This window comes from Streptomyces sp. NPDC002790 (genome assembly GCF_040295505.1).
In the GTDB taxonomy this organism is placed as follows: domain Bacteria; phylum Actinomycetota; class Actinomycetes; order Streptomycetales; family Streptomycetaceae; genus Streptomyces.
On sequence record NZ_JBEOVM010000157.1, the window covers coordinates 1 to 11,274 of the forward strand.

The 11,274-nt window shown below is 67.7% G+C and carries 9 protein-coding genes, 1 tRNA gene and 3 pseudogenes; 1 reads left to right on the top strand and 12 read right to left on the bottom strand.

What is annotated here, in order from left to right; translation table 11 throughout:
* Positions 1 to 108, top strand: a pseudogene (locus ABT004_RS34095) (DNA-binding response regulator); the annotation flags it as partial.
* Positions 109 to 243: 135 nt separating this feature from the next.
* On the opposite strand, the gene ABT004_RS34100 reads toward ABT004_RS34095, so the two are convergent.
* From ABT004_RS34100 to ABT004_RS34155, 12 genes and pseudogenes are all read right to left on the bottom strand, one after another.
* Positions 244 to 411, bottom strand: a complete 168-nt coding sequence (locus ABT004_RS34100) for a TauD/TfdA family dioxygenase (protein ID WP_351344911.1) — start codon at positions 409 to 411, stop codon at positions 244 to 246.
* Between the two features lie 70 nt (positions 412 to 481).
* A pseudogene (locus tag ABT004_RS34105) lies at positions 482 to 916 on the bottom strand (transposase); the annotation flags it as partial.
* 506 nt (positions 917 to 1,422) lie between these two features.
* Positions 1,423 to 1,507 (bottom strand) — tRNA-Leu (locus ABT004_RS34110).
* Positions 1,508 to 1,775: 268 nt separating this feature from the next.
* Positions 1,776 to 2,327 carry a flavin reductase family protein gene (locus ABT004_RS34115; protein WP_351344914.1) on the bottom strand — a complete coding sequence of 184 codons (552 nt, stop codon included), beginning with the start codon at positions 2,325 to 2,327 and terminating at the stop codon, positions 1,776 to 1,778.
* 101 nt (positions 2,328 to 2,428) lie between these two features.
* Positions 2,429 to 3,862, bottom strand: a complete 1,434-nt coding sequence (locus ABT004_RS34120; protein ID WP_351344917.1) for a dihydroorotase — start codon at positions 3,860 to 3,862, stop codon at positions 2,429 to 2,431.
* 127 nt (positions 3,863 to 3,989) lie between these two features.
* Positions 3,990 to 5,159, bottom strand: a complete 1,170-nt coding sequence (locus ABT004_RS34125; protein ID WP_351344920.1) for an acyl-CoA dehydrogenase family protein — start codon at positions 5,157 to 5,159, stop codon at positions 3,990 to 3,992.
* The gene (locus ABT004_RS34130; RefSeq protein WP_351344923.1) at positions 5,138 to 6,187 is read right to left on the bottom strand and encodes a PrpF domain-containing protein; all 1,050 of its coding nucleotides are present in this window, start codon (positions 6,185 to 6,187) and stop codon (positions 5,138 to 5,140) included. The genes ABT004_RS34125 and ABT004_RS34130 overlap by 22 nt, the downstream gene beginning before the upstream one ends.
* On the bottom strand, positions 6,184 to 8,004 hold the full coding sequence (gene asnB / locus ABT004_RS34135) for an asparagine synthase (glutamine-hydrolyzing) (RefSeq protein WP_351344926.1): 1,821 nt from the start codon (positions 8,002 to 8,004) through the stop codon (positions 6,184 to 6,186). Before asnB ends, ABT004_RS34130 begins: the two co-directional genes overlap by 4 nt.
* Before the next feature lie 9 nt (positions 8,005 to 8,013).
* Entirely contained in the window at positions 8,014 to 8,814 is an 801-nt protein-coding gene (locus ABT004_RS34140) for a cupin domain-containing protein (RefSeq protein ID WP_351344929.1), read from the bottom strand.
* Between the two features lie 35 nt (positions 8,815 to 8,849).
* Complete coding sequence (locus tag ABT004_RS34145) at positions 8,850 to 10,172, bottom strand: acyltransferase family protein (RefSeq protein ID WP_351344932.1); 1,323 nt, start codon at positions 10,170 to 10,172, stop codon at positions 8,850 to 8,852.
* Positions 10,173 to 10,241: 69 nt separating this feature from the next.
* Positions 10,242 to 10,739, bottom strand: coding sequence for a cupin domain-containing protein (locus ABT004_RS34150; protein ID WP_351344935.1), 498 nt, complete (start codon positions 10,737 to 10,739; stop codon positions 10,242 to 10,244).
* A gap of 92 nt (positions 10,740 to 10,831) precedes the next feature.
* A pseudogene (locus tag ABT004_RS34155) lies at positions 10,832 to 11,206 on the bottom strand (VOC family protein); the annotation flags it as partial.
* Positions 11,207 to 11,274: the final 68 nt, after the last annotated feature.

Sequence of the window (11,274 nt, forward strand, 5' to 3'; positions counted from 1 at the left end):
GCGGCCGTGAACAAGCACATCGGCAACATCTTCAACAAGCTGGACCTCCCGGTGGCAACGGAGGGACACCGACGGGTGCTCGCGGTGCTGGCGTACCTGCGGGCCTGAGTCCACGGCGTGGGCCCGGACAGAGTCTGGGAGCGCGAAACCCCGCCAGCCTCCGGTGAGAGGCGGGCGGGGTTTCGCGTACGGGGACGGTGCGCGGGGTCTCCCGTGCCGGGGTCCGCCGTATCGAGCGGCCGCTCAGTCGCACATGGCGACCAGGATGCGGCGGGTGCCCTCGAAGGGGCGCCGGCCGTGGCCCGTGAGGACGTTGTCGATGACGAGCACGTCGCCCTCGCGCCAGTCCACGTCCACGGCCAGTTCCAGGCCGACGTCGCGGATGTGCGTGACGTACTCGTCGGGTATCACGCTGCCGTCCGCGAACGTGACGTACTGCGGGAACTCCTCGGGCGGCAGGACGGTCGCCGACCTCCGCGGCGGTGACCGTCACCGCGAGCAGCGGGCCGAGGGGGTCGACGACGACGTGCCGCTTGCGTCCGTTGATGAGTTTGCCGCCGTCGAAGCCGCGGCTGTCCGCACCCACGACGGCGTCGGCCTTGACGGACTGGGAGTCGATCACGCCGGTCGTGGGCTGGTCGTCCCGGCCCGCCCGCTGCCGCAGCCGGGCACGCAGCCGGTCGTGGAACTCCTTGACCAGGCCGTTCTCGCGCCAGCGGCGGAAGAACGCATACACCCGGTCCCACGGCGGGAAGTCGGCAGGCATCGCCCGCCACTTGATGCCGTTGTCGACCAGGTAGCGGATCGCGTCCAGCAGCGCCCGGTGGCAGTACGCCTCCGGTTGCCCGCCCCGGCCCCGCAACCAGCCGGGTACCGGCAGCAGCGGCCGGACCTGAGCCCACTCCGCATCCGTCATGTCCGACGGATACCGCCGAACACGCTCAGCATGATCGGCCGCATTCCCGAACCGGTGAGCAACACAATCACACGACGGGGCAACCGAGTTGAACTCCACCAGCGCGAACGCGTACACATATGACAACAGGGCCTCCCGGCACAGCTCTTGGCTTCGACAACCACTGAGCTACCGAGGGGCCCTGCCTTCATGCCCACGACCCACGACGATCACCCGATCGAGACACCCGTTCGACGCGCACACCTCAAGATCGGAACGACAACAACGACTTAGACAGTGCGCTGGGAGACGCGCAGCAGTTGGGCGACAGCTACGCCCGAAGACGAGCAGGCACCGCGGCCAGGGCATCAGTGGCCTCGGTTCGGCGGCCGACACTGCGCTTTCAGCCGTCCCGCGCAGGCCCGTTGGTGGGTTCGTTTCTCTGCTGCAGGGAGAGGAGCCGACTTCAGCCGGAGCTTGCCCCCTCCGGCCAAGATTTACTAGCTCTCCAATTCGATGTTCCCCAGTGCCCGGAGCGGGATTCGAACCCGCATGGCCGCATGGCCGAGAGCTTTTAAGGCTCCTGTGTCTGACCGATTTCACCATCCGGGCGTTCGACATGCCGAGGTATATCCGCCTCATCGCTGTGGCGGCTGAAGGCGGCCGATTGAGCCCGCGAGCAGCACCGATGACGAGTGGGAACCGACACGAGCAATGCTGGCCAAGCTGGCCGCTCGTTTCAGACGCGCTTGATGTGTGCGCCAGGCGCCCCCCTCGGGACCGCCATATTCGGCAGCCTCGAAGGGAGTCCGTGCGACGACGGAAGCTGACGCTCACTCGACCGTTTGGCGAGTTCCGCGGGTACTGCTCGACATCATCGTCAGGGGGTGGGTTCTCGGTCCCGTGCGAGGCGGGCAAAGTCGCGACCAAAGTAGACGAGCGGCTCCTTCTCGCCGACGTGCACAGACTCAACCCGGCCCACGAGGATGCTGTGGTCCCCACCGTCGAGCACGTCGTACAGGCTGCAGGCCAGGCGGGCCGACGTGGATGGGAGGCCAGGGAGTCCGAACTCGCAGTCGGTTATGGGCACATCAGCAAACTTGTCGAACTGAGAGCGTGCGAAGTGCCTCGCAATCTCCTCCTGTTCGGTGGCGAGTACGTTGATCATGAAACGGCGGGCTGTCACGAAGGCCTGGTGCGATCTTGATGTCTTCGCGGGGCACACCAAGACCAGCGGGGGGTCGAGCGACAACGACGTGAATGAACTGGCTGTGAAACCCCAGCATCTGCCGTCCGCATCTCTGGTAGTCACCACCGTGACGGGGCTCGGCACCCGGGAGAGAGCAGCTGTGAAGTCATCGGCCGTCAGGGGAGTTACAGCACTGGTGTATGGCGCGCCAGCGAAGAGCTCGGAGGCGGTCAGGGAAGGCAACGTTCCTCCTTGGCCTGGTCGTGCCAGGCGGTTGGAAAGGGGAGCAGGCGGGGTGTCCTAGTGGGAGGGAGGGCGTTGTTCCCCTCCCTCCCACTACCGACTCAGCTGGTTGCGACGGGCTGGCGAATGGCGCGCTCAGACGCCGAACGTGCGGTCACGGAACGCTGCGCGTCCAGCCATATGCCTGTGGGGGCGCCGAAGAACGGAGTGACGTCGTCAGTGGTGGAGTAGATCAACTCGCCGCGACGTACGGTGGCGTCCACAGTGCCGGTGAACGTCCAGCCTTCGTAGGCCGACCAGCCCGCCTTGGCCTGGGCCTGGCCGGCGTCCATGATCCAGGTACGGTCGGCGTCGAACAGGACAAAGTCCGCGTCCTGGCCGACCTCGATGGTGCCCTTGCGCCCAGCCAGCCCGAACAGTTCGGCCGGCGTCTGGGCACAGAGCCGGGCGATGCGCATCAACGCTTCGTCAGCGGTGAGGTCTGGGTAACGGCGACGCAGGCCGGTGTGGACGGCTGGAAGCAGCTCCTGGGTTCCGGGGAGGCCGGGCGGCGCGGCGGCTACGTCGCGGAGCTTCTCGTTGAGGGTGTGCGGGGCGTGGTCACTGCCTATCGTTGCGACCCCTCCATCGAGAACTGCGTCCCACAGCCGTGCCTGGTCCTTGTCGCATCGGATGGCCGGGCGAAGCCTGATCCTGGCGCCGAGCCGCTGGGCGTCTGGTGCCGTGAAGGACAGGTGGTGTGGCGTCACTTCATAGGTGATGGGAAGCCCGGACCGGTTTGCAGCCCGCAGCAGATCCGCCTCCTCGCAGGAGGAGACGTGCAAGACGTGTGCGGCAGTCCCGTGCTTGCGAACCAGGTCGATGACGCGCGATACCGCGACGATGCCTCCGCTGCGGGGGTGCGCGGACTCGTAGGCGTCATAGCTGGACGGAGGAGCCTGCTGTTCCTCCAGGAGGGAGAACACCCCGTCGTCCTCGGCATGCAGGACCACGCGGAAACCGGTCTCGGCTGCGATGGCGAAGATCTCATCGAGGATGTTCGGGTCCCGGATGACGTTCGGGGCGGTGTGATGGCCGGTCATGAAGACCTTGACCGAGGTGGCCTGGCTGGGTTCGAGGCGACGCAGGTCCGGCACGCTGTCCGTGGTCACGCCCATGTGGAAGCGGAAGTCCACGAGGGATGTACCGCTGATGAGTTCGGCCTTCTCGGCGGCCAACTCGGGCTGAATCAGCGGCGGCTCCGTGTTGGGCATATCGATGACCGTGGTCACCCCGCCTGCTGCCGCAGCCCGGCTGCCGTGCTCCCAGTCCTCCTTGTGGGTCAGGCCGGGGGTGCGGAAGTGGACGTGCGAGTCGATCAGACCTGGCAGTAGGTGCCGGCCCTTGGCGTTGAGAACTCGGTGAGCCCTGGGATTCCTGTCGGGCTCCATAATGGCGGCGACGCGCTGGTTCGTGACTGCCACGGTCCCGGGGCGCACACCCTGTGGCGTCACCACCCGGGCGTTGGTCACGACGAGGTCGTACGGGGAAGTCATCTGTTCTTCTCCAGAGGATTGCGGCCGGCTATGGGTTGAGGGCTGCCAGGGCCACCGGGGGTGACGAGAGTGACAGCCCGACGGCGCAGGCGGGCCACGAAAGCGTGGAGCGGGGGGCTCTGTCCGGTCAGTGTGTCCACGGAGCACTCACCAGTTGTCGGCAGAGGTCGCTCACCGGGCCCATGAGGCCAACCGCCCGGACGTCCCGGGCCATCCGGTTCAGCGGGTGGTCCTGCAGGAACCCGGCGCTGCCGAGCAGTCGGGCGGCTTCCTGCACCGCCTCTTCGGCGACCTGAGAGGCCACGAGCTTGCTGTAGAGCGTTTCCGTCCCCGGGTCTGCGGAGTCCCGGCGACCGGCACTCTCCACCAGGGCTCGCGCTGCCGCTACGCGGGCGGACAGGTCCACGAGGCGGAAGGACACAGCCTGTTGGCCACGAAGCCCTCGGCGGCGCGCGTGTCCGAGCGCCAGGGCGCGCGCGGCCTCAGCAATCCCCAGGGCCACCGCTCCGAGCGTGGCCCCTGACTCCCGAACCCCAGCGATGATGCGCACCGCTGTGCCCTCGGGACCGAGCACCGCCGAGTCGGGTACCCGGCAGTTGTGCAGCTCGACGAAACCGGTCGCTGATGCGCGCATGCCAACCAGGTCCATGCCTGTGTCGGCGATCAAGCCTGGAGTGTCGGCCTCGACGAGGTAGAACGTCTGGCCGTCACTGCCGTAGCTGCCGCCGTCGTTGGTGGGTTCGGCGGACTGGGCAAGCACCAGGTAGACACTGGCGAGGCCGGCTCCGGTGGTGAATGCCTTGGCGCCGTCGAGCAGCCATCCTTCATCGGTGCGTACCGCCTTGGTGGCGATGTTGCGCTTGTCTGCGCCCGCGCCGGTCTCGCTCCAGGCGGAGGCTGCAAGCCACTCACCGCTTGCGAGCCGGGGCAGATAGCGATCGCGCTGTTGAGGTGTGCCCCACTCGTCGATACGGGCACTGACTGCGTAGTGCTGGAAGAGGATGATGGCCACTGACGGATCGGCCGCAGCGACCTGCTCGATCAGGCGGTTGGTGAGTCGGGCGTCACCTCCTTGGCCGCCGTGCTCGGCGCGGATCGCCGCGCCAAGGATGCCAGAGGAGCGCAGCGCCGTGAGCACCTCGTCGGGCAGGTGGCCCGCGACGTCTGCTTCGTGGGCGTAGCGGCGCAGGGTCTCGTAGAGATCGGAATACCGCTCGGCCAGTGCGGCGTGCGAGGGCACTTCGCCGGCCATACGCGAGGTATCGGGGCCGTCGGTTATGCCGCGAGCGGCTGCCATGCCGTCTCCTCCTTGTAGTCGTAGTCCTTGAGCGAGGCGATACAGGCCGGCTCGTCGAGGTGGGCGAGCTTGCGGCTGACGCTGACCCAATGCAGCGTGTCGGTGCCGTCGTCGCGTCCGGCGACCGAGGCCGCCGCCGCAGTGGAACCGCCTGGAGTGTCGATCTCGATGACTCCGTGGGGCAGGCCTGCCTGCCGGGCGAGGCGGTGCGTGATGGTGCCCGGGATTGCGGTGGCGGCCGCGAGGCAGGTGGTTCCGGTCAGGGCAAGGCTGGGGTGCCATTTGGGGACGGAGATCGCCCGTACGGCGAGGCGGCCTTCGCTGTAGTGGCCGACTGCCGCAATCTTCGGGAAGACGCTGTCCACGGGGCGGTTGAGCAGTTCGGCGGCCGCCGCCCGGATCTCGAGGAGCTGCGTGTACAGCTGGTCGCCGGCGGTGAAGAGCTTTTCCTGGGTGTTCATACCCAGCTCGGCGGCGTCGATGAAGACGTACGGGTTGCCCATGGAGACCAGGGATGCCTCGTACACGCCTGAGGTGGTGAGGAGCTGGTCCAGCGGGGCGCCGGTGAGCAGCAGATCGTTGAGGTGAGCGCCGTCGTCCTGCAGGAAGTGCACCGTGAAGCTGCCACTGCGACGGCGGGCCTCGTCGACTTCGCAGACAACTTGATCGCCGTTGTTGAGTACCCGTACGCGTACCCGGCCTCCCGGCGCCAGGCGGGGTAGCCACGCCTGTCCGTCAGCGGTGACGACCGAAGCGAGGATGGAGTGGCCACAGCTGCCCTGGAAGTCGAAGCGGTCCGTGCCCGCGGTCAGGCCCTGTACGAAGCGGTAGTCCAGGTCGAAGAGTGGGTGTGAGGACGGTTCGACGAGCGCGAACTTCAGGATGTCGCCGCGCTTGTTCGCCTCCAGCCACTCGCGTACCTGGGTCAGGACGTAGCGGAGGCGCTCCTCGTCGCGGGGCAGTCGGCGCTGGTCGAGCACGAGGGTCGGGGTGGGCGCGCCGATGGCGCGCGCGATGTAGCCGATCATGCCGTGGTCTCCGTAAGCCTCGAGTTCTGCGCAGTGGTGTGTCCTGTGGCTGTGCCGAACTGGTCGAGCCACAGTTCGTGGATGAGCAGGGACCAGATCGCCAATGCCGCCTTGTCGTCCGGCCGTTCGGACTGCGCCCGCAGCAGGCCCTGCACCGCGGTCGGGTTCAATTGACCGCGCTGGCCCAGGGTGTTTGCGCACAGCACGTCGGTCGCCAGGTCCATCAGGGGCTGGCCGGGGCGCAGCATCGCGGTGATGGGCAGAGTGAAGGGCTGCTTCGGGCGGTGCAGTACGGAATGCGGCAGGTCGTCGGCGGCAGCCGCGTACAGCACCTTCTTTCGTCGCTCGCCGTCGATCTTCAGGTGGGTCGGCAGGGAGCGGGCGTACCGCACGACGCTGGGCTGGCAGAACGGCAGGCGCACCTCGACCGAGGAGGACATGCTCAGGTGGTCGACGCGGCGCAGATGGTAGGCCGGGAGGCGGCGACCGATCTCGAACTCGGTCAGGGCCGCCATGGTGTCGCCCTCGGAGGCTCTCAGTTCGTCAGCGATGGCGTCGGCGGCCGGGCCGTTGCGATGGACGAAGTCCCGGTACTCGGCGGTGTACAAGCTTTCGCGCAGGCCGCGCGGCACCGCGGCGAGAGCCTCTACGTAGTCGCTCACCCAGTCGCTGCCGACGGGGGCGTTGACAGCCTTGCTGAGGCGGTCGTACCCGCCGAAGAGTTCGTCGGCCGCGTCTCCGGTGACGGCGACCTTGAATCCCGCATCGCGGACTGCGCCGAACAGGGCGTATGTGGACAGGGTGATGGGGTCGGCGTTGGGCTGCCCCATGTGCCAGACCACGTCTTCGAGGAGGTCCGGGAAGGTCGCCGGGTCGATCTCGACCTGGTGGTGGGTGCTGCCGGCCCGGTCGGCGACCTCGCGGGCGAAGTGCCGTTCGTCGGCGGGCCAGTTGCCGGTGTAGGCAATGTTGAAGGAGTGCAGATCCTTGGCCTTGCAACCGGCCAGAGCGGTGATGAAGCTGGAATCGAGGCCGCCGCTGGTGATCGCGGAGACCGGAACGTCCGCTTCGGTCAGCCGCTCCACCTCGGTGCGCAGCAGCTCCCGCAGGTGTGCCGCCGCCTCTTCCTCGGTGGTGTGCGGGGCCGCAAAGGCCTGCTGGCTGCGCCGGGTGAGGGCAAAGCCTCCTCGGGTCACCTTCGCGGTGGCCGCCGGGGGAAGCACCTTGATGCCGTCGAACATGGTCTGCTCGCCGAAGGGCGTCTTGGTCGACAGGTAGCTGTCGAGGCCCGCTTCCCACATGGAGACCGGGACGCCGCGGAAAGCGAGGAGAGCGGGCAGTTCGGAGGCGAAGTAGAGCTGCCGTCGGGACGGGTCCCAGTGGTAGTAGAGAGGCTTCATGCCGACCTCGTCGGTGGCGAGCCACAGGGTGGGCTCACTGCGCAGGTCAACGACGGCGACTGCGTACATGCCGTCGAGGTGGTCGACGAAGTCCGGTCCATACTCGGCATACAGGGCCGGGATGACGGAGCCGTCGCAGGTGTCTGCGAAGGTGTGACCCTTGGCAGCGAGTTTTTCGCGCAGCTCCTGATGGTTGTATATCTCGCCGTTGAAGACGACGGTGATGTTCGGGCCCAGCGTGTAGGGCTGGTCGCCGCCGTCCAGATCCATGATGGCGAGGCGGTTGTTGCCCAGGCCCCAGCCGCGGCCGGCGGCGTGCGTCTGGGCGTCGGGGCCTCCATGCCGCTGTGCGGCGGCGACGGAGCGCAGCTCGTGAGGGGTGGCTTGAGTGTCGAAGTGGCCGAAGATCCTGCACATGAGTGTTGTTCACCGAACCTTGGTCGGGACGCCGGCGCGCTCGTAGAGCACCGGGTCGAACGGGGTGGGGCCGCCGCAGGTCGCGAAGCGTGGAGCGGTCGGGTCTGTCTGGGGGTGCCGGGTGCCATGCGGCACCCCAGGGGGTGCGTAGAGGACGTCACCGGGCGCGGCGTCGTACCACGTGCCATCGAGGTGGAGCTGGCCCTCTCCTTCGAAGGCGATGAAGGCTTCTTCGCTCTCAGGGTGCACGTGCACGTTGAAGTACTCGCCGGGCTCCATGAAGCCGCAGTGCAGACACAGTTGGGGCGACCCGGTGCCAGGCCAGAACAGGAAGTTCATGGTGGCGGTCCGGGCATCGGGCTCGGCCTGGCCGATGCCGGTGAAGCCGGTGAGCTGTGTTTCCTCGTTCCACAGGCGCGAGAAGCGCCGCGGTTCGGTGCTGGGGGCACGCTCCGGCAGCAGAACGGACGTCCAGACGTAGGCGATCATGCCGTCGTCTCCGGCGTGCAGTTCGTAGCGGTCGCCGGTCGGCGCATACACGGTGTCGGCACGGTGCACAGTTGCGAAGGCGTTACCGGAGTGGGCGGATCCCGAGCCCGCGAAGACCACGACGACGTTCTCGGTGGCGGCGGCTTCCTCGGGGACCCAGCTTCCCTGCGGCGGGAGCTTGACGGCGTCCAAGCGCACCTTGTGCGCTCCGAGGTGGGGTCCGACGGCGCGGGCCACGAGCGCGTCGCCGACAGGCTGAAAGTCAAGATCACGGGCGCTCAGGACGACGCCTCGGGTGGTGTCGGTGGGCGGTGCGGACACGGTGTTCCTCACGTGGGGTGGAGGGCTGGGTGTACTCAGGTGCGAGCCGGCTCGCCGGGTTCGCAGGCGGGTGTGTGCGTGCACTGCAAAGCCGGTTCGCAGGGAGTGATCAGAGGTGCGCCTCGTGTCGGCGCGTTCTTGGCCGCCGGGTCGCACGGCGCCATGTAGGCGGTCGCGGTGCGCTGGACGGGGATGGTGGGCCGTCCCGGTTCCGGTGCTGGTGTCAGCCGGGCCGTGGTGGGCGTGCCGCGGCTGTTCCGGGCACGTCCGAAGTGGCGCATGGCGGGGATCTCAACATGCCGGTAGATCAGGTGGGCGACCCACAGGGTGAGGGCCATGAGGATTGCGGCCACGGCGAGTCCCTGGGGCACTGTCCAGCCCACTCGGTCGCCGATCAGCTTCAGTGAGAAGTGCAGAACGAGGTAGTGAACCATGTAGAAGGCGAAGGAAACTTCGCCGAGCCAGATCATGGTTCGGCCGCGGAACGGAGAGCGGGTCCCATCGATGTCGGAGACGGCCGCGGTGGCGATGAGCATGCCGAGCGGCGCGGCGGTGACGGCCATCATGCCGAACTCCGGCGGCACAACCACCATCGCGGCGTAGCCGGCCACCATCGCGACCGTGGCGGCGGGCCATCCGATGCGGATCCAGCGGCCGGTGATGACGGCGCGGGCGAGCAGTATGCCGAGCAGGAAGTCCAGCATGCGTACGGGCGGCGGGTTGTAGATCGCGAAGAAGTGCCAGAACGGCATCGGCGCCCAGATGATCTCGGGCTCCTTCGGGAGAGCCACATAGACGAACCCGGCCCAGGCCGCGATCGCCACCACGGTGGCGATGATCCAGGCCCACAGCCGCGCAGGGCGGATCCGCTTCACGAGCCGGTACACGTAAGGGAAGGAGAGATAGAAGACCAGCTCGCAACAGAGCGACCAGCTGGGGCCGTTGGTACCGGTGAGGGCGTCCATCCGGGGTATCCAGGTGTGCACGAGAAATGCGCTCGGGACCGCGTACCAGGCGTTCAGGGCCTCACCTGTGGCCACCATGAGGAGCAGCCCGGCGATCCAGGTCACCAAGTGGTTCGGGAAAATCTTCGCGAGTCGGCGGCGCCAGAATCCGCGCACCGTGTCGTTCTCGCGGGCCGACCAGGTGAGCACGAACCCGCTGAGGATGAAGAAGAATCCGACCCCGAGCCAGCCGGCGGGGTTGAACACGTCGAAGAACCAGTTGTTGGTGGCGTCGTCGGCAAAGATTCGGTTGCCCGCAACGTGCGAGACGAACACCAGGGCAGCTGCGAGGAAGCGCATGCCGGTCAGCGACGGCAGAGCGCTCCGTGCCGCGCCCACGGCGGATCTGTTCACAAGAAGCCTTACCTTTCGGCTTGAGTGCCAGGAGGAGGGGGCCAGTCCGGTCTGTCTGCGAACCGCTCACTACGGCTCGTAGCGGTACTGGTCGTAGTGCTCTGCCAGTGCCGTCAGCTGCTCCTGGACGGGTGGCTCGTCGCCGCCCAGGAGGTCGGCGAGGCCATGGAAGAAGCCCTCACGGCGGCCGCCTGGTGTGAAGGCGATGAGCAGCTCGGCGGGGTCGTCGGAGACGTTGGCGAAGCCGTGTGGGGTACCGGGCGGCACGTAGAGCGCGGAGCCGGGCCCTGCGTTGACCGGTTCCGTGCCGCGCATCAGCTGGATCTGGCCGGAGCGAACGATGAAGAGTTCGGTCATCTCCCTGTGAAAGTGCGGCGAAGCGTAGGGCCCGCGTGGCGGCATGGACAGTGAGAACAGTCCGAGCGTGTTGCCGGTGGCCGTAGTCGGGATGAGCATGCGGCAGGTGTTGGTGCCGATGGTCACGGCTTCAGCCGTATCGGGGGTGCCCATGTAGGAGCGGTCAGCGTGGGGGTCTGACGCGGCATCGGTCTGGACGAACAGCGTCACACCGGCTCCTTGCCCTGTCCCTGCTCGGCCATGACCTGCCTGATCTGGGTGTCGAGGGGTGTCGGAGCCGCGGTGTCGGGGGCCGGGACTCCGTGTCGGAACGGGTGGTTCTGCGGTACTTCGACGACGTAGATCTGGATGCCGTCAGGGTCTGCGAGGTGCATCTCCCACAGGCCCCAGGCTTCGGCACGGGCCTCGCGGGTGGGGGTCAGGCCCTTGGCGATGAGGCGCGCGCGAGTCCGGGCCAGGCTGCGGACCTGCAGCCACATCGCGGGTTGCGCTGAGGGGGGCTGGTCGGCTCTGCCGACCAGTTCCAGGAAACCGCCGCCGAGGTGGAAGACCATGCCGCGCTCGGGGCCGCTTCCGAACTCCTGGTAGACGGCGAGGCCGAGCTGGTCACGGTAGAACCGCCGGCTCGCTTCCGGGGCAGTGGGGCGGATGACGATGCGACTCGCCAGGATCTCCATGTCGTAGGTCCTTTCGGAGGTCGGGGTGGGGAGGGGTTGCGGGCGATGCGCTTGAGGCGCGCGAACCG